General features: G+C 57.9%; 15 protein-coding genes, 1 tRNA gene and 1 other RNA gene. 5 read left to right on the top strand and 12 right to left on the bottom strand.

What is annotated here, in order from left to right; genetic code table 11:
- Positions 1-4 precede the first annotated feature (4 nt).
- A complete protein-coding gene (locus NT131_07810; protein ID MCX6651543.1) occupies positions 5-2,695 on the bottom strand; it encodes a tetratricopeptide repeat protein in 2,691 nt (896 codons plus the stop codon).
- Between the two features lie 143 nt (positions 2,696-2,838).
- Here NT131_07810 and NT131_07815 point away from each other — a divergent pair, with 143 nt between their 5' ends.
- A complete protein-coding gene (locus tag NT131_07815) occupies positions 2,839-3,399 on the top strand; it encodes a DUF835 domain-containing protein (GenBank protein ID MCX6651544.1) in 561 nt (186 codons plus the stop codon).
- Here the strand turns inward: NT131_07815 and NT131_07820 are convergent.
- The gene (locus NT131_07820) at positions 3,299-3,838 is read right to left on the bottom strand and encodes a DUF835 domain-containing protein (protein ID MCX6651545.1); all 540 of its coding nucleotides are present in this window, start codon (positions 3,836-3,838) and stop codon (positions 3,299-3,301) included. The genes NT131_07815 and NT131_07820 overlap by 101 nt on opposite strands.
- A 128-nt stretch (positions 3,839-3,966) precedes the next feature.
- A complete protein-coding gene (locus NT131_07825) occupies positions 3,967-5,271 on the bottom strand; it encodes a TrpB-like pyridoxal phosphate-dependent enzyme (protein MCX6651546.1) in 1,305 nt (434 codons plus the stop codon).
- A 200-nt stretch (positions 5,272-5,471) separates the two neighbouring features.
- Here NT131_07825 and NT131_07830 point away from each other — a divergent pair, with 200 nt between their 5' ends.
- A complete protein-coding gene (locus tag NT131_07830; protein MCX6651547.1) occupies positions 5,472-5,705 on the top strand; it encodes a hypothetical protein in 234 nt (77 codons plus the stop codon).
- Here NT131_07830 and NT131_07835 read toward each other — a convergent pair whose 3' ends face one another.
- The 3 genes from NT131_07835 to rnpB all read right to left on the bottom strand — a co-directional run bounded on the left by NT131_07835 (position 5,706) and on the right by rnpB (position 7,503).
- Entirely contained in the window at positions 5,706-6,572 is an 867-nt protein-coding gene (locus NT131_07835; protein MCX6651548.1) for a hypothetical protein, read from the bottom strand. It lies immediately after the preceding gene.
- A 75-nt stretch (positions 6,573-6,647) separates the two neighbouring features.
- Positions 6,648-7,109, bottom strand: coding sequence for a DUF835 domain-containing protein (locus NT131_07840; protein MCX6651549.1), 462 nt, complete (start codon positions 7,107-7,109; stop codon positions 6,648-6,650).
- A 100-nt stretch (positions 7,110-7,209) separates the two neighbouring features.
- An RNA gene (rnpB, locus tag NT131_07845) (RNase P RNA component) lies at positions 7,210-7,503 on the bottom strand.
- A gap of 168 nt (positions 7,504-7,671) precedes the next feature.
- Between rnpB and NT131_07850 the strand changes: the two genes are divergently transcribed.
- Together NT131_07850 and NT131_07855 are read left to right on the top strand one after the other, a co-directional pair.
- Positions 7,672-7,758, top strand: a tRNA-Leu gene (locus tag NT131_07850).
- A 695-nt stretch (positions 7,759-8,453) separates the two neighbouring features.
- Positions 8,454-9,983, top strand: coding sequence for a carboxypeptidase M32 (locus NT131_07855; protein ID MCX6651550.1), 1,530 nt, complete (start codon positions 8,454-8,456; stop codon positions 9,981-9,983).
- Positions 9,984-10,054: 71 nt separating this feature from the next.
- On the opposite strand, the gene NT131_07860 is transcribed toward NT131_07855, so the two are convergent.
- The 3 genes from NT131_07860 to NT131_07870 form a co-directional block, all read right to left on the bottom strand.
- Entirely contained in the window at positions 10,055-11,965 is a 1,911-nt protein-coding gene (locus NT131_07860; protein ID MCX6651551.1) for a beta-CASP ribonuclease aCPSF1, read from the bottom strand.
- 53 nt (positions 11,966-12,018) lie between these two features.
- Positions 12,019-12,669 (bottom strand): archaeal proteasome endopeptidase complex subunit beta, encoded by a 651-nt coding sequence (gene psmB, locus NT131_07865; GenBank protein MCX6651552.1) that lies wholly within the window; start codon positions 12,667-12,669, stop codon positions 12,019-12,021.
- 123 nt (positions 12,670-12,792) lie between these two features.
- Entirely contained in the window at positions 12,793-13,326 is a 534-nt protein-coding gene (locus NT131_07870; GenBank protein MCX6651553.1) for a DUF2085 domain-containing protein, read from the bottom strand.
- 89 nt (positions 13,327-13,415) lie between these two features.
- Between NT131_07870 and NT131_07875 the strand changes: the two genes are divergently transcribed.
- The gene (locus tag NT131_07875) at positions 13,416-13,850 is read left to right on the top strand and encodes a formylmethanofuran dehydrogenase subunit E family protein (GenBank protein MCX6651554.1); all 435 of its coding nucleotides are present in this window, start codon (positions 13,416-13,418) and stop codon (positions 13,848-13,850) included.
- Here the strand turns inward: NT131_07875 and NT131_07880 are convergent.
- The 3 genes from NT131_07880 to NT131_07890 are packed head-to-tail and all read right to left on the bottom strand — an operon-like array spanning position 13,804 to position 17,683.
- Positions 13,804-15,516, bottom strand: coding sequence for a hypothetical protein (locus tag NT131_07880; protein ID MCX6651555.1), 1,713 nt, complete (start codon positions 15,514-15,516; stop codon positions 13,804-13,806). The genes NT131_07875 and NT131_07880 overlap by 47 nt on opposite strands.
- Positions 15,516-17,141, bottom strand: a complete 1,626-nt coding sequence (locus tag NT131_07885; protein MCX6651556.1) for a type II/IV secretion system ATPase subunit — start codon at positions 17,139-17,141, stop codon at positions 15,516-15,518. Before NT131_07885 ends, NT131_07880 begins: the two co-directional genes overlap by 1 nt.
- Positions 17,138-17,683, bottom strand: a complete 546-nt coding sequence (locus NT131_07890; GenBank protein ID MCX6651557.1) for a hypothetical protein — start codon at positions 17,681-17,683, stop codon at positions 17,138-17,140. The genes NT131_07885 and NT131_07890 overlap by 4 nt, the downstream gene beginning before the upstream one ends.
- Positions 17,684-17,746: the final 63 nt, after the last annotated feature.

Genomic DNA, 17,746 nt, shown 5'->3' on the forward strand with positions numbered 1-17,746 from the left:
ATCCCTATGTGCACAGCCTTTCCATATTTTCCTTGACCTGTTGCAGCAGTTTCTGATGGCCTAGCCGGTTGGCGATGTCGTAGGCTTCCTGTAATAACGCCTGGGCCTCGTCCCTCTCGTTGTTCATCAAGCTCACATCAGCGATCTCGATCAACAGCTGGCCCAGTCTGACCGGGGAGTCATGCTCCTTCAAAATCCCTATGGAGGTATGAAACTCCTCCTTGGCCTCGCTCCGTTCACCCCTCTTGGAACGGATGAACCCCTTGTAGAAATGCAGCAGTGATTCCATCAGCGGGTCGTCCAGCTTGACCGATATGGGGAGGGAGGCGTTGACCAGGTCATCCGCCCTCTCGAGGTCTCCTTCGATGATCTTGCACCCGGTCATGTTGGCCATGGCGTGCCCCATCGTACTAAGGTCCCCCACGGCGTTGGCCAGGTCCCGCGAGCGCTCCAGGAATCCGACCCCCTCGGCGTTATTGCCTATGGTGCATAGGTCGTTCCCGATGCTTATGCAGGCCTTGGCCATCATGTTGGTGTCGCCTCTCCGTTCCAGAATGACCAAGGCCTCTCTCTTGTAGCGGATAGCCAGATCGTAATCCTTGAGTGTGGAGTAGGTGCGGCCCAATCCGTAGAGCGCTTTACCTAGGGCAAGGTCATCAGCCAGCTCCAGGGCTATGGACCGGGCCCTCTCGAAATGTTCCAGGGCCTCCGCGCTCTGCCCCCGCCGCTCCATGAGGCCGCCGATGTCGTACAGGATGTCCGCCTGGGTCGACAGGTCACCGGTGCTCAGGGAGATGTCCATACCGTACTGTAGGAATCGCATCGCTTCGTCGTAATCGGCGCGGTTGAGGTGGATGACCCCGATCATGCGGTTCACCTCGCTCAGCACCCGTCCGTCCCTCTCCGCCGGCAACGCCCGGCGCAGCGACTCCAGGACGCCGAAGGCCCGGTCCCATTCCCCCTGCAGGAAAAGCACTTCGCCCTGCAGCAGGTTGATCTCCACCAGTTCGCTCTTCGCCGTGCCCCCCATGTCCCGCACCAGGCGGTCCAGCAGCGGCGCGAACTGCGTGGCGTAGCCCTTGTTAATTATGGTCCGTCCGTCCCCAGCGGCGATGGACACCGCCGTCGGAAGGTCCCCGGCCATGATGGAATGGTAAAGCCCCTCCACCCTGGCCGGGGCGGACTTGTCCTGCAGGTAGTAGGCGGCCGCCGCACGGTGATAGACCCGCCGCTGCCTGGGGGTGAGCCTGGACAGGGAGAACTCCCTCAGCAGGTCGTGCATGCCTATCATGCGCCCCACCGACTCGTAGATGATGGACTTGGCCAGCAGGGAGTCGACCGCCTCGTAGCTTACGGCGTAGTCCCCGCTGTCGAGCTCCACCTTCTCTATTCCCGCGGCGGTGTGGATCTCCTCCTCCATCAGGAAGAAAGCGTCGATGAGCACAGGGTAGCGGAACACCGCGGCGATGCTCATTATCTTGCGCTCGGCCACTCCCAGGCGGGAGAAGACCTCCTGCTCGATGAATATGCGGATGTTCTTACCCAAGGCAAGCTTGGGGTCGTCGATGAGCTCGAGGAACAGGGGATGACCGCTGGTTACCCGGAATATCTCCTCGAAGTTGCCGTCCAGCAGACCGCGGGCCTTCATCATCTGATTGCTGCTCTCCCGGTCCAGCCCTTCCAGGTTGATCTCCTCCACTAGGCCACGGAAGACCGTCCCGCGGGGATAGAACGAGGGCAGCTCCCGGGCGGTGCACACCACCCGCACCCTCTCCAGGCCCTCCAGTACGCTCAGCAAGGCCTGCAGGAGCTCCAGGACCGAGGGGTCGGCCTTGTGCACGTCGTCGAAGATGAGCAAGGCCGAGACGTCCTTAAGGTCCGCATCGAGGATGTGCGAGACCTCCCCCACCGCCGGCGTCTCCGTCTGATTGAGGTACCATTCGAGGTTCCTCCGCCCCATCTGTGACAGGAATTCCGCCAAGGGCCGCAGCATGGCCTTCATGTTGGCCCACTCGTGCACCTTGTACCAGAAGACGTTGGTGCTATCCCGCACGTTCTGGGCGAACTTGGCCAGGAGGGTGGTCTTGCCGATTCCGGGGATGCCGTTTATGACCACCATGCGCTTGCTCTCCGAGGTGAGGAGGTCGGACAGCGTCCGTAGCTCCTTTTCCCGGCCGTAGAAGCTCCTGACCGCCGGCTTCTTGTCAGTGAAGTCGACATAGCGCCGCTCCTCCCGCATCTTGTTCTCATGGAAGCTGCGACAATCGATGCAACCGTGCGCGATGCCGTTGACCAGCTCTAGCAGGTCATAGCGCTTGGGAAGGTAGTTGCCCAGGCGGCCTATCTCGTCCTGGTGCCGGTTCCCCTGCAGGTCGATCACCTCCACCTTAGTGGCCTCCAGCCCTACCTTGATGCGCTTGGCCTCTTCCTGACCGGCCGGGCTCAGGAAATACACCTTCCGCACGCTAGGCAGCCCTTTGACGTGGCGGGTGTAGGTCTCCACCGAACCTTCCCTGCCCATCTCCGCCAGCACCTTGGCCACGTTGTTGCGGCCCACATTCACGGCGGCGGAGACACCGTCCTGGGTGACGGTCTTGGGGGAGTCCGGGTCCATCATGAAGCGCTGTTGGAAAAGCAGATGGAGGAAAACCCTCTCCTTCGCCGTTAATAACGATCTGCCAACAGCGTGGTTCACAGAGCAAAATCGTTCTCCCTCTATCAATAACCTTTCCCACGGCCCTCAGTGGCTGATTCTCATGCCAGGAAAGTAGCATGCTCAAATCCCCTTTAAATATGGTCAAAACGAAGATTAGGGGCAAGGTTCGGAGGAACAAATTTATGGAAGAAGCCACAGGCGCCAAGGTCTCGCTGTTGGTTGAAGGATACCCTCGTAACGGTTTCCAGATCTACTCGAGGTACCTCTCTGGAGAGGAGGGTGTATGCATAACCCGCCTGCATCCCGAATACGTGGTCGAGAAGTATGGACTGAAGAACACCAAGTTCCATTGGCTGAGCGGAGTGAAGCAGAAGGGGACGCTCAACCCCGAGAGCATGGGCAACCTGGTCAAGCAGGTGAGGTCCGAGGTCAGGGGGGGCCAGAAGAGGTTCTTCCTGGATGGGCTGGAATACCTCCTGTTATGGAACGACATGAACAAGATTGTCTCGTCCCTGAAGGAGATCAGCCAGATGCTCGACGACGTCCAAGGCTCAATGATCGTGTCCATCGACCCTCTGACCTTCGAGGAACGGGACCTGAAGAGACTTTGGGACTCCTTCCCCCAGTTCGACCCGTCCGCGCTCAGTGAAGGATTTCCGCAAAGCGCCGCAGACGAGCCAGCTGGCAAGGGTCGAATAGGCGAGGGTCTATTGGTATCAAAAGGATTGACCGCGACGCCATGACCACGTCGTTCAGCTCCTCCAGGAAGATGTTGAGCGAACGGAAGTCGGTAAAGAGCGAGATGTACTCTAAACCGTCAAGGACCGCAGCGGCGTTCTTCCGCTGGCTCACGAACTCGGCGATCTCTCTTACAATTCTATCCAGGTGTTCCGGTGAGATTCGCCGGCTGATCCCGGTCTGGCTCAACCAGACGGCGTGAATTTCCTGCAATGGATATCTTTCCCGGAGCAGGTCCGGGTGCATGCGGGAGACGCAGATGATGTCCTTGCCCGCCGTGGCCATCGAGTTGATCAGGGACAGGGTCTTGTCCAGGCGTTCGTTCATCACCAGGTAAATGCGCCCATGGTCCAGGGTGAACAGACCATAGTCTGAATGGACGTCGATAGAGAAGAACTTCTCTCCACTGGTTGTGTCCAGGTCCGCGTTCACGACCTTCTCCATGCGCCCTTCCCCCGATTCGCGCGTTAGGTAATCCTCATTCTCTATAAATAATGGTATTCGCTGAATAAAACGTTATTTATAAAAAAATAAGGGGGCCGGAGGCTTTCGTCTCCGGTTGCCTTGGGGGATTATTTCAATTCTCCGTTAAGGTACTTATCATACCCTGGAAGGTCCAGCAGCCCGTGCCCGGACAGGTTGAAGACGATGGTCTTCTTCTCGTTCTTGCGCTTGGCCTCCCGGGCCAGATCGATGGCCACGGCGATGGCGTGGGTGGTCTCTGGAGCGGGTATGATGCCCTCGGACAGGGCGAACTGCACTCCAGCGGCATAGGTTTCGTTCTGCTCCACCGCCACTGACCTGACCAGTCCCAGGTCCTTCATCAGGCTGACGGTCGGCGCCATACCATGATAGCGCAGACCGCCGGCGTGTATGGGCGAGGGCATGAAATCGTGACCGAGGGTGTACATCTTCAACAGCGGGGTCATGCCTCCGGTGTCGCCGAAGTCGTAGCGGTAATCACCCTTGGAGAGCGAGGGTACGGCCACCGGCTCAACTGCGATAAAGTCGGTCTCAACCTTCTTCTTGATCTTCTTGCCCAGCATCGGGAAGGCGAATCCGGCGAAGTTACTGCCACCTCCAACACATCCAATCATGTAATCTGGCATTATATCTCCTAGGTCCAGTTGCTGGATCAATTCCTGTCCGATTACGGTCTGGTGCAGCATGACGTGGTTCAGCACGCTTCCGAGGCTGTATTTGGTATGGGAAGTGGTCACGGCCATCTCAATGGCCTCAGTGATGGCAATTCCCAGGCTACCAGGGCAGGTGGGGTCCTTCTCCAATAGCATCCGGCCGAACTTGGTCTCCATGCTGGGGGAAGGGTAGACCTTGGCGCCGTAGGTCTGCATGGCGAAACGGCGGTAAGGCTTGGAGTCATAGGAGCAACGGACCATGAACACCTTGCAGCTCATGTCGAACATGGAGCAGGCCAGGGACAAGGCCATTCCCCATTGTCCTGCGCCGGTCTCGGTGGTGATGTGCTCCGTCCCCGCTACCTTGTTGTAGTAGGCCTGCGGCACCGCAGTGTTGGGCTTGTGGGATCCGCAGGGGCTCAGGTCCTCCCGCTTGTAATAGATCTTGGCCGGGGTCTTGAGTGCCTTTTCCAAGCGCACCGCCCGTACCAAAGGAGAGGGACGATTCAACATGACGTAGGCGTCCCTTACCTCCTCAGGAATGCCGATATATCGATCGGTAGAGAACTCCTGATCGATCAAATTCCGGGGGAAGATGGCCTCCATCTCCTCCGGCTTGAGAGGCTGATTCGTGCCAGGGTTCAGGTGCGGAGGTATCGGTACAGGAGAATCGGCAGCGATGTTGTACCAGCGCTTCGGGATGTCGTCCAAATTAAGTGTGATCTTAATGTCTTTTTCCATGAAGAAGGGAAAAGATAAAGGCATTATATATCATTTATGGACTATGATGTACAACATTATACAATAATGTATTGTTTTATTTTCAATCGTTTAGAAAACGGGTCAACGTTTGCCCAACCCACGAACGAATATCACAGGCAAAAGGCCGCCAGATAAAAAGTTAGATATGGCCGCAGGCGGTTCTTCCTTCGTGATGCACGGTGAGATCCGGAGCGACTCGCAGTCTGAGCCCGGAGCGGGCCTTGGAGAAGGCGAAGGAATATTTCGGAAAGTTAGAGTTGGTCATAGAGGAGCAGTCGTCGACCAACGTGAACTTCAAAGGCGCCAACGGCTTTGTTCAGATCAAGGTGGAAACGGCCCACGGCACGGAACTGGAGATCGAGACCAAAGGTTACGATCAGCAGGTCAAGCAGTTCCTGCAGCGCATCGGCTGATCAGCATTCCTGGCAATCCGTATCTTTCATCTTACTGCGGTCATGCAACAGGCGCTTCTCCATCTCCTGACCGGTGAAGGTGCCCTCATCGGTAATGATCGAGGTGAACAGGGAGAGGGGGGCGATCTCGAAGAGCTGTTCTTGGACCGTCAACCCGTCGACCGTGCGCATGGACCGCACCAGGTCGAGGTCCAGCACCGGGATCAGCTTGGCCGTGGAGCAAAGGGCGACCACCGGTTTTCCCCGTTCCAAGGCGGCCAGCGCCAGGAGCCTGGTGCCAACCTTATTCACCACTCCCTCGGGGCATACGCCGTCCGCCCCGACCAGCACCAGGTCCGTTTCGGAGACCACCGAGGAGATCATGGAATCCCGAAAAAGGGAGGCCTTGATCCCTTGGTCGGAAAGTTTTCGACAGGTCATGGCCCCCTCGCCAAGGGGCAGGGACTCCGCCACCAGGACCTCCAAACCCTTGGGCATGGCCGACAGGGCGGCCAGCACCGTGCTGGAATAGGATAGCGTGACGATCCTCTTGACCTTGTGGGCCTTGACGAACGCTTCCGCGATGGAGCGAGGGGCGCTCTCCTCCCTTTCCCGGAGGTCGATGAGGAACCCTTTGATGAAACCGTTGAACTGGTCCTCTGGTATGCTGGCGTTGAGAAGGACCTTGATGGACCCGGCCACGTTCTGGACCGGGGCCATGGACCTCTTGACCTTGGACAGCCCGTCCGCGAACTCGCGCCACTGCTTGCAGGTGGGCTTTTGCACCAGCGCCCTCTGCAGTCCGACGAGCAGCGCTGAATAGATCTGGGAGGAACCTGATACGTTGTCCTCTTTTACCTGGGCAAGCAATTCTTCAAGGGCTGACATGAGCACACCGATAACCGTTCACCAACAATAGGGTTTCTGAAAAAGGATGGAGGGGGCTGGAGGACGCCCCCTTGTTCAAGTGCATACAACTTCGTCGGATATGCGCTCCAGAGCGCCAACGTTACTGGGGGAGTACTCGTTGGGGTCCAGACTGATGAAGAACTCCGCCCCGCCCATACTGCCTCTGGCCCGCTTTAACGAATCGATCACCGGCCGGATGCCGTTCCACATGTACAAGACGTCCAGACCGTTGAGCACCACTATGGAGTCCTCGTTCTCGTTAAGGAACTCGACTATACTCTCCTCGAACCTCTGCAGGTTCATCGGTGGGATGCAGTCCCCCTCTGGTCGCGGCATCAGCCACTTGGCGGTCATGTTCTCCTTGACCTGCTCGAACTGCATCTCCAGCTGCCTCGGGGAATGCTTTGAGATGTACAGTGCCTTCCTTCCTTTCTTCAGCTCCCGGCGCAGCATCTCGTGAGTGCGAAGGGGTACACGTTCCTTGATCATTACCAGCTTTCCTTCCTTGCCCGTCATCTTTTCCACGACGAAATATCGTTCGACGAGTAGGTGTACCTGCGCTGACCGCCTAGCGAAAAAAGAAGAGAACGGCCGCTGGAATAACGGGCCAGGGGTCGGGTGAGGGTAGTAGGCCCCCTTCTGTTTCAGGCGACATTCAACTGCGCGCCCTACCCGCCGGTCCTGAGCGGTCATCCCGGCTGTTTGGGCTTGCTCCGGTGGGGGGTCGCCGTTTCACCATATCCTCGGGGAACGTCCTCGCCAGGCGATTCATGCTACCCCGAGACTGTGTCGTTTCTGTGCCCTTGCCTTGGCTCTCGCCAAACCACTTTCGCGGTCCACCTTTCTCATGGAGGAGAGACCTTCCTCAGCTGGGCCCGAAGGCCCTACCGTCGGTCGCCCTCCCTCTCCCGACGCATAAACTTATGAAACGCCTCTATTTAAATGAGTTGAGGACAAGCGCTCGTCGTCATCTTGCTCCGTTCCGATCGTCCGTTCATCCAGATGGTGAGCGTTCCGCTGGAGCAATATCGGCCATGCAAAGGTTAATAACTGCTCCCTACATTCCCAAAAAAGCCAAGCGGGGGTAGCCAAGCATGGCCAACGGCGCTAGATTGAGGGTCTAGTCCCTAGCGGTCCTTGGGTTCAAATCCCAACCCCCGCACCATCATGCATAGCCAATGAGTTTTTTTATATTTTTCAGCCCACATTTTTAATTATTAAATTATATTGAATATATAATAAATTAAATATATCTTTATTACAGAATGGGACATTCTATTTGTTAGAGAACGTAAAAGGTGGAATAATTTTATAGGTTAGTAAATATTCTATTTAGTGCACTGGGAAGGATATGGTCAAAATCAATCATCGTACTTTGTTCAAGGTGTTTCTTCTCCCGCTTCTGATTTTCATTGTATTATTTTTCATCCAAATCTATAATCCTATTTTTGGCCCCCTGAGCTCAGATAGTGCGTGGGGTCTCTTAATGACCGTCGAATTGCCGAGCGTCCTCTTCATACTCATATCATTGACCCTCATTTCGTCGATCATTAGTATGTTCATAAAAAGGGAATACGTCTATTTGCCCACGTATATAATATATTGGACATTTTATATTATTTTTATATGTTATATGATCTGGATGATGCTACAAATGTACAAATCTTTAATATAATAATTTCAGAAAACTAATCCCCATATCATTAAAGAGTTGCAATTGTCGTTAATTTTTTTTTTGCGAATTACGAAACAACAACCAACTATCATCTCTTCACAATATTCATCGCCATCATTTTTTAATCCAGATAGTACGAAGGCAAAGGTTAATTTCGCCATTCCCATACCGCCTTCCGATAACCAATGACATCCAATGACAACGTTGCGTACTCCGCTCTCATGGACCGTTCCAAGGAGATGTTCGTCCTTGGCTCCGCCGGCGATATACTGTACTGGGACATGGAGACCAAGATGCCTCCCGCGGCCCAGGCCATGCGCGGCGAGCAGCTCTCGGCCATCGAGCTCATACTGCACAAGATGCTCACCAATCCGGAGAACGACCAGCTACTGCAGAAATGCGAGGGCGACCTGAGCTCCTTCGATCAACTACAAAGAAGGAACCTGCACCTCCTGCGCAAGAGCTATGACGAGAACTCCAAGCTCCCTGATTCCCTGGTCACCGAGACGGCCAAGCACCAGTCCAAGTGCAACCAAGTTTGGAAGAAGGCCAAGGCGGCCAAGGACTTCAAGATGTTCCGCGATGACCTGACCAAGATGATAGAGCTGCGGGAGCAAGCCGCGGATATACTCATGAAGGTCAAAGGCACGAAAACGCCCTACGACGCCCTCCTGGACCAGTTCGAACCTAAGATGACCGCGGTGCGCATCGACGAGGTCTTCGCCGAGCTGCGCGAGGCGCTCATCAAGCTCATCGGCAAGGTGGAGTCCTCGAACCTCAAGCCGGACCTATCGCCCATGTCCCGCAAGGTGCCGGTAGAGGTGCAGAAGAAGATATCCATAGACGTGATGAACTTCATCGGCTACGACACCGTCAGCGACAAGGCCGCCGGCCGGCTGGACGAGACGGAGCACCCCTTCACCGTCGGGAAGTATGACGATGTGCGCATAACCACGCACTACTACGAGGACCGCTTCTTCTCCAACGTGTTCAGCGTCATGCACGAGGGCGGGCACGCTTTGTATGATCAAGGCATCCCGAGGGAATGGATGTTCCAGCCTGTCGGGTCGCCTTGCTCGTACGGCATACACGAGTCGCAGAGCCGCTTCGTGGAGAACATCGTCGGTCGCAGCCCGGAGTTCTTGAACTACGCATTGCCGCGCATCCGTAAGTTCTCCCCCAAGTCGTTCAAGGGGTTGAAGAACAAGGACCTGATCGCCGCGGCCAACGCTGTGGTCCCGTCCAAGGTGCGCATCGAGGCCGACGAGGTGACCTACGCCTTGCACATCATCATCCGCTTCGAGATCGAGAAGGACATCTTCGCCCACAAGGTGACCGTGGACGAGCTCCCGGCGGTCTGGAACCAGAAGTATGCCGATTACCTCGGTGTGAAGGTCGAGAACGACGGCGAGGGCGTGCTGCAGGACACCCACTGGTCGGGCGGCAGTTTCGGCTACTTCCCCTCGTACGCCCTAGGCAACATCTACTCCGGGATGTTCCTGGAGAAGATGCAGAAGGACGTGCCGCAATGGCGCAAAGGTCTCCGTCACGGCGAGTTCGATCCGGTGCTGCAATGGCTCAGAACGAACGTGCACTCCAAGGGCGACCTGTACGACCCGGCGGACCTGGTCAAGGAAGTGACCGGAAAAGACCTGACCATCACCCCCTTCATGAAGTACCTGGAGAGGAAGATGGCCCGCATATACGGGTTCTGAGCAAAGGGGGTACGCCCCCATCTTTCTTTATTTTTTAAAAATAGGATATATGGAAATGGTTTCCTTCACTGCTACTTGAAGCGGATGGTCTCCAGGTTCATGGGCGCCCTGGTCTCCACGTTGAACTTCTTGTACAGCGCGGAGGCCAGCTCCAGACACTTGTGCTCCTCGCCGTGCCCGATGACGATGCGCTCCGGCTTGGGGTCCAGACTGGCTATGTAGTTGATGAGCTGCCTCCGGTCCGAATGCCCGGAGAACCCGTCCACGATCTCCACGTTCATGTGGAACTCCACGGTGATGCTCTTGCCCTTATCCGCCAGCGTGAGCTCGTGCACGCCCTTCTGGATCTTGCGGCCGATGGTGCCTTCGGCTTGATATCCGACGAACACCAGGGTATGCAGCGGGTCGCTGGCCCAGGCCTTCACGTACTCCATGACCGGCCCGCCGTTCATCATGCCGCTTGTGGCCAGGACGATGCATGGTTCTGGATCATGTAAAATCTTCTCCCGCATCTCCTGGCTGTCGACGCGCTTGAACATGTCGCTGAGGAAGGGGTTCTGCCCCATCTGGAATATCTGGGTGCGCAGCTGGCTGTTGAGGTACTCCGGATAGGCGGTATGAATCGCCGTCGCTTCCCATATAGAACCGTCCAGGTACACCGGGACCTTGTCCACCTTGCCGGTGCGGGCCAGTTCCTCGATGACCAGCATCACTTCCTGCGAACGCCCTACAGCGAAAACGGGTATGACCATCTTGCCCTTGCGCTGCATGATGGCCCGTTCGATGATCCCCTTCAACTGGGTGGCGGCGTCGATCCTGCTTGGTTGTATGTCGTTGAAGCCGCCGTAGGTCGATTCGATCACCAGCGTCTCCAGGCGTGGGAACTTGTTGGTGGTGGCGTTGAACAGCCACGTCCGTTCGTACTTCATGTCCCCGGTGAAGGCGACGTTGTAAAGCCCGTCGCCCACGTGGAAGTGGCAGACCGCGGAACCGAGAATGTGCCCGGCGTTCTGCATCGTCAACCGTATGTCCGGGGCGATGTCGGTGGTCTCGCCGTACTTCAGGGTGATGGTGTGCTTCACTACCTCGCGGATGTGCTTCGCTTCGTACTCGGACTTGTTAGCTTCGCCGTGCGACACCTTGATGCCGTCCAGCAAGCTCAATGACATCATGTCCCTGGTCGGGGGCGTGCAGTAAACCGGTCCGTCGTAACCGAACTTGAAGAGCACTGGAAGCAGTCCGCAATGGTCCATGTGGGCGTGGGTTATGACCACAGCGTCAATCTGTTCCAGGGGCAGGAACTCCGGGGCGGTGAAATAGGGCTTGTTGGAGCTGTTGGAAGGGTCCATGCCGCAATCAATTAGTATCTTGCTCTCTCGCGTAGATAGCAATGTGCAGGAGCGCCCGACCTCGCGATAACCGCCAAGGCAGGTCATCCTAATCCAGTTCTCTCCCTCGTACTTGGTCTGGGCCAGGCGCTTTCCGACCCTGCGCAGGAACTCCTTGCGCTCGGCCTGGACCTCCCGAAGATAGGCCCTGGTCTCATAGACGGTCTTGGAGGGTATCGGCGGAGCTCGTATCACCTTGGGGGCCCAGCCCACCTCCTTCTTGATCTCATTGAGGACCGCGCCCTGCTTACCTATCACTAGACCAGGGGCGATGGCCTCGATGGTCACCTCACCGGTCTCGTCCTCGAAGGAGATGTTGGTGATCTGGGCCTCTTCAGGGATGATCTCCCGTAGTCTCTTCTCCACGTCTACGGAATTGGCCAGGGTGGAGGGATCAGGGCGAATAGCCACCCGGCGCCGCAATCCCTGCGCCAGCTGGCGGATCATGTCGTTCCCGGAGGCGAAGGCCTCCATGTCCCTGGTGTAGATTACGACTACTGGACCCTCAAAATCGATGGAAGATATGTTGATTTGAGATGGTACTATCTTCCGGACCTGTTCTCGGGCTTCCTCGAGAATTCTTTCTGTGCTCATGGCATTCACTTTTTATGGGATGTATAACAGGAAAGTATGTTGGAAAGGGGTTTTCAGTTCGGCCGGGGGACGTTGATCCCCATGCGCGAAGCTCGTTTCAGTATCTCTTCCTGAGACACTTCCACGTACCCGTCCTTGGTGATGGTCACGATGTCCATGCCGTCACCGCTGGCCGAGTCCCTCTTCATGGCCGCGTTCAAGGCGCGTATGGCCAAGTTGATGGAATCGTCCAAGGTGATGTCCTTCTTGTAGTGGTCCTCCAGGACACCGTAGGCGTAGGGGGAACCAGAACCGACGCTGATGTAGTGGTCGGCTATGGAACCGCCGGCTGCGTCCAAGGAGAAAACATGCCCACCCTCCTTGTCGTAACCTCCGACGATCAGCCCTACATAGTAATAGCCGTAGGCGCCGCCTCCCCTTCTCAGGATGTTGGAGGTCAGGGTGGCCGCGGACTTGACGGACATGTCCACCGTCCTCTTCAGCTTGTACAGCTCTACCTCAGCCCGTAGGTAGCGGACCATGACCTGGGCGTCCCCTACTAGTCCAGCGGTGGTCAGTCCCAGGTTGTTGTCGATCTTGAAGACCTTCTGGGTCTCCTTGTGAGCGATGAAATTGCCCATGGTGGCCCGATGCTCGGTCGCCAGGACCACGCCGTCAGCGTTAACTATACCTATCGTGGTAGTACCAGTCTTCATGTTTTCCATATGAATCATATCCTCCAAAACGGTAAAAGTGAATGATATGGATTGACTGGTGCTCAATCTACAAGACTGTATATAAGCGTTTTCCTAAGATTCAGCGTTAACGAGAACCGAATGCTGGACTGGTCATTTCGATGACCGTCCGTTCTGCCGATCGCCCGTGAAAAAGCGGTCCGTCAGCATGCCTATCCCCCAACCCAGCCCAGCACCGGCCAAGCATCCGGTCAGCGCCCTTATGACATTGCCCGACTCGTAGGAGGTCAAGGCCTGCGCCCCCCCGTCCAAGGCCATGGGCACGAGCAGAAGCAGGAGCCACGTCCATCGTACCGGCCACCGGACCAACATGTAGGCGATGAGCCCTAAGGTCAACCCGGCCACGATGCCCACGTCCCGAGCGCATATCGGCAGCTGGTTGTCGTTGAGGAAGAACGAGCGGTCCGCCTGCTGGTGGCAGTTCAGGTCCCCGATGAGGTAGACCAGGCGTTGCAGCAAGGGCATCTCCTGCAGCTCGTCCCAATTGTCCACCGACCCGATCCTGCCGTCCAGGTCCGACACAGAGCCAGTGGGCAGGGTCAACGGAGAGATGACGATGAAGAGGAACGCCAATGCCAGCAGCGTCTCGAACAAGGCCATGTAACGCAGGGGAGGGGAAAGCCTCATGACGGTCCCGCTACCGCGCCCCCGCCTTTTAATCCTTCACTTGATTTTTGTGAATAAAATTTTATATCCATCCTCATCGAGTAACCATCATGACCAGTTTGCCAGAGGACCTAAGAAGGCTCGCTGATTTCCATGGGCACCTGGGTCCCTACGTCCTTCTGGGCTACCGGATGGGGCTGATGGCCAAGAGCTACTTCCCAGGCAAGTTCTTCGCCACGGTATTCACCGGCACCGAGACCCCGGTCTCCTGTCTCATCGACGGTGTGCAGTTCTCCTCCAGCTGCACCATGGGCAAAGGCAACCTCGGAATAAAGGAGGGAGGAAGGCCAGTGGTCCGCTTCTACGATGGGATGCGCTCCATGGAGATATCCCCTCTCGAAACGATACAGACCAGGATCGATTCCGTCCGCAGCTACGAGTCCGGGGAAAGGCTGGCCTTGGACCTGCATCGATTGAGCGATCTGGAACTGCTCCTGGTCAGAGAAGGCGGAAAAGAAACGTCTGACCGCATAGTGAAGCTGTGAGGAAGACCATCAGCGCCACCGCTCCGCGTTTGCCATAGTTCCGCCAGCCCTCCTGCCCGTTGCGTCTCTCATCCAGGTTCGACGTGAAGTAGTTGACCACCAGGGCCAGCTCCACGACGTAGACGGATGCGACGGCCATCAGCCAGTCCCGGTCCCCTCCCAGCAGGCCCATTATGCCGCTGGTCAGACCGATGATGGCCGGGGCGAACAGCAGGCTGGTGGAGGTCATCATGTCCACCACCGAGCGCAGGTTCTCCCGTATGCGCCTCTTCGTCCTCAGAAGATCGTCCTGGCATTGGGCCAGGTTGATGGCCACCTTCCCCGCCCCCCGGTGGTCCTCCCGGGCGCATTCCAGGACCGTCAGGTAGCTCTGGTGCAGGGCGGCGCTCATCATCGGCAGCTCCTGGTCCTCTCGGACCGCGTCGATGAGCGAGGTCCGCCCGGTGCGCATGGCATGGACCATCCTCAACCCCCATCGTTGGAACTCACCCTCCTCCATGAGCGCCGCGTCCTCGAAGGAAGTCTCCAGGTCCTGCCCTCCAAGCATGCCGTTGCCCAAGCGGTACAGCCCATCCACGAAGGAACGCATCCGCTCGCCGCCGTCCTTGCACGCCCTTCCTCCGGTCATGTAGAAGGCCAGAAGAACGAGGGCCATCGAGGCAATGGTCGAGATCACGACCTGCCCGGTAAGCGTGATCATGGACAGGAACAGGGGCAGGGACAGGGTGAGAAGCATCGTCGGGCCCTTCCCCAACAGTGAAGCAGGTAAGCTGGCCCGGTTCAAAGGGTTCCGCTCGATTAAAACCTTGACGTAAAGAACGGTGACCGTCGGCACCAGGGCCAGGAGGACCACGGCCAGCGAGGTGATGTTCAAGGAAACGCCCCCGTCAGGAATGCCCGACCCCAGCCCCAGCAGGGGGATGAGGGAGAACAGCATCACCGGGGCCAACACCCCAAAGGTGAAAACCAGCATGACCGGGAAGGAGAGCGATCCGACGTATTTCTCGCAAGCTTCCCTCATCCCCTCCAGCACCAAGGAGTTGGCCCGGTCCAGCAAGCGGTCCCGGCCTTCCTTTCCCGGCTCCTCCTCGGCCGCCATTATAAGATGGATGGAACGCCTCAAGCCTTCGTTACGAGCATCCAGGTTGGCCGTCCAGGCTGAAACGCCACAGCGTAGGTCCTGCATCTCGCCGGTCAAGGCCTTCCATACAACCGATGAAAGGGACGCCTGCAAGGCCCCGTCCCCAGAGCGCGCTCCCACCTCCAGTGCCCTCTCCAACGAAGGGGAGCGGTTCATGCTCATGGTCATGGCCCCCACCACGGCGGGGGAATCCTGCAGGTAGGAGCGCTGCTCCGCCCGGTAGCTCCGTACCGGTCCTGAGGTCACATAGGAGGGTATGATCACTGTTGTCAATGCCAAGCCGATCGAGGTCAGGCTGTAAGGGTAGGGTGCAGCGAGAACGATCAAGGCCGCCAGGGGCAACAAGGTCAATAGGCACCACAGGAAGGCGTTGTACCCTCGAAGGTAATAATCCTCCGTCCGTCGGCCTTTTCGGGTCAGAAGGTCCAAGGATCCGGTCGGAGCCTTGATGGCGTAGACCTTCCTGAACCATCCTGGCACATGTCCGGCGATGGCGGGCAATCCAAGGGACGAAGGCAAGGCCATCACCTCTCCCGCACGAACGCGGCGAACTCCGTGGCCATGTCCTCGTTTTCGAAGGAAGATCTCTGCCAAAGGAACTCGTTGGCCATCAGTGTGCTCGAGGGCGAAAGGAGAGCAGGGTCCTCGCTGGACATATCGAGAAGTACTCGCCGCAGGGCGATGCGCTGCAAGAGGTTCCGCAGACCCTCCTCATAACCGACCCCCCATCCGGAGGAGATCCGTCCGATCAGGGGCATGACGCGCTCGCTGAGATGGTAGGAACCGTCGTAGGTGAGCATAGGGAGGAAATCCAGACCTTCCTCCGTCCTCACCACCTCGGCCACCTCCGTGACCCGGCGCACCTGACCCAAGCCTCCGCCCGGACGCACCAACCCCATGGTCACGACGACGTCGGTGGAGGCGAAGGAGGCCTCCGGTATGCCCATCTCGTTCACCACCCGGTCGTGGACCTCGCGTGCCCCGTCGCCGTGGATGGTGCCTAGGACCGAGGAGCCGGCCTTTCCTGTGCGCATGCTCTCATAGAGGGTCATGGCCTCCTTTCCCCGCACCTCCCCCACCACGATGGCCGATTCCCCCAGCCTCAGGGAGACGCGGAGCGCCTCGTCGGCCGCCTCCGCCCGGTCCAGGCCCTGCACCGGGTCCACCAGCATGGACTGCACCTTGAAGCCGAGGAATTGCAGGGCGTGCACCGGGACCTCCCTGGTGTCCTCTATGACCAGTATCCTTTGGTTCAACGGGAACTCGAACAGCAGCGAGGAAAGAAGCGAGGACTTACCGGAACCGCGAGCGCCGCAAACGAGTATCGAGGCCCGTCCATCCACCAAGAAAGACAGAAGTCCAGCGGCCACCGCGTCCATGGCCCCGCAGCTGGCCAAGCGCAGAAGCGTCCAGGGAACGTCCGATCTGCGACGGAGGGCCAACGCCAGCCCGTCGGGGCTCAGCGGCGGGCACAGAGCGGTCGCCCGCACCTCGCTGTCCCCCAGGTCCGTCTCTAGCACCGGGTTCGAACGAGAGAAAGGGCGACTAGAGCGGTACTTCAAACGGCTCACCAGCCCGTTCATCTCGCTTTCGCTGACGATCAGGTTGCTCTCGCAGCGCCCGAACACGTGGCCCGGACCGGCCTGGTTGAGGGTGATGTAGGCCCGGTTCCTCTGGCAGGGGGCGTCCACATACACGTCCTCCACCCTCGGGTCCCGTAGCAGAACGTCGATGGCGCCCAGGCCGAGGGTGTTGCGCATGACCGCGTCCAGGAACTCCTCGTCGCTCTCCGAATGGGCATCCAGGGAGCGCACCACCGATTGCACATGAGCCTTCAACTCGACCTCTCCGCCTTTAAAGCCCTGAGGAGGCCGGGACCGTACCATCTCAATAGCCTTGGCCAGCTGGGACTGGGTCTCCCGATTGGCAGTGTGCTCCCATGGTAACAGGAAATAACGGTGACGAAGGCCGGAAGGATTGGTCAAAAGGTCGACGCGCCCGCCACGGACCTTCTTCTGGTCCAGCACCCTCCATCCCAGAGGTATCTCCCTTTCTATCCAGTAACCGGAGAACGACGGCTTCACCAGCCGGTCGCGCCTAAGGGCCGGTAAGGCCTGCGTCATTCCTTCCTTCGCTGAAGGGGGCATCATTTTTCGACCCCTCCCGCGACCTCGGTTATGCGGAAACGGTCTGCGGCCAAGGTCCGCCGGACCCGGCGCCAGTCACCTTCCAAGGAGCCAAGGGCATCCTTCTGGACCTTGAGGCATTCCTGGCATTGTCGTCCCTCTCCCAGGCAGAACATATCAGCGTGACCGTTGGCCACCCTCTCTATGTACCTTGTCACCTTCTCTGTCGGCAATGGCCTGAAGCAGGGAAGGGAGCGTATCGACGCACGGAAGCCCTCCCAGGCCTTTTCAGCGGAGATCAGGGAGCGCAGGGTCTCCATCTCCCTCTCCCTTATCCAAACATGCTCGTCCCCCAGCAGCACCAAGCCGATCGCTTCAGGATGGGCATCCAAGGCGGAGCAGATCCCGGCCATGCACCTCTCACTCGGGGCGTCCAGTGAAAATTGGCATCCCTGGCATTCCATGTAGACCTCCCTCCCCTCCACGATGTAAGCGCACCCCTTCATCTCGACCGGGAGCGCTTGCTTCGCGGCACCGTTCCTGGGCATCTTCACGACCTTCGCCATTTTCTTCCCTGAGCGAGGACGGTCGGAAAGCGTATTTGAACTGACAATTAACCGTAGGCTACG

This window comes from Methanomassiliicoccales archaeon, assembly GCA_026394395.1.
GTDB lineage: Archaea > Thermoplasmatota > Thermoplasmata > Methanomassiliicoccales > UBA472 > UBA472.

What these genes read in the sequence shown, in the direction of transcription:
- NT131_07815 (MCX6651544.1), top strand. Translation starts at nt 2,839, where the DNA reads ATGGAAGAAGCCACAGGCGCCAAGGTCTCGCTGTTGGTTGAAGGATAC.
- NT131_07820 (MCX6651545.1), bottom strand. Translation starts at nt 3,838, where the DNA reads ATGGAGAAGGTCGTGAACGCGGACCTGGACACAACCAGTGGAGAGAAG.
- NT131_07825 (MCX6651546.1), bottom strand. Translation starts at nt 5,271, where the DNA reads ATGGAAAAAGACATTAAGATCACACTTAATTTGGACGACATCCCGAAG.
- NT131_07835 (MCX6651548.1), bottom strand. Translation starts at nt 6,572, where the DNA reads ATGTCAGCCCTTGAAGAATTGCTTGCCCAGGTAAAAGAGGACAACGTA.
- NT131_07840 (MCX6651549.1), bottom strand. Translation starts at nt 7,109, where the DNA reads ATGACGGGCAAGGAAGGAAAGCTGGTAATGATCAAGGAACGTGTACCC.
- NT131_07855 (MCX6651550.1), top strand. Translation starts at nt 8,454, where the DNA reads ATGACATCCAATGACAACGTTGCGTACTCCGCTCTCATGGACCGTTCC.
- NT131_07860 (MCX6651551.1), bottom strand. Translation starts at nt 11,965, where the DNA reads ATGAGCACAGAAAGAATTCTCGAGGAAGCCCGAGAACAGGTCCGGAAG.
- psmB (MCX6651552.1), bottom strand. Translation starts at nt 12,669, where the DNA reads ATGGAAAACATGAAGACTGGTACTACCACGATAGGTATAGTTAACGCT.
- NT131_07870 (MCX6651553.1), bottom strand. Translation starts at nt 13,326, where the DNA reads ATGAGGCTTTCCCCTCCCCTGCGTTACATGGCCTTGTTCGAGACGCTG.
- NT131_07875 (MCX6651554.1), top strand. Translation starts at nt 13,416, where the DNA reads ATGACCAGTTTGCCAGAGGACCTAAGAAGGCTCGCTGATTTCCATGGG.
- NT131_07880 (MCX6651555.1), bottom strand. Translation starts at nt 15,516, where the DNA reads ATGGCCTTGCCTTCGTCCCTTGGATTGCCCGCCATCGCCGGACATGTG.
- NT131_07885 (MCX6651556.1), bottom strand. Translation starts at nt 17,141, where the DNA reads ATGATGCCCCCTTCAGCGAAGGAAGGAATGACGCAGGCCTTACCGGCC.
- NT131_07890 (MCX6651557.1), bottom strand. Translation starts at nt 17,683, where the DNA reads ATGGCGAAGGTCGTGAAGATGCCCAGGAACGGTGCCGCGAAGCAAGCG.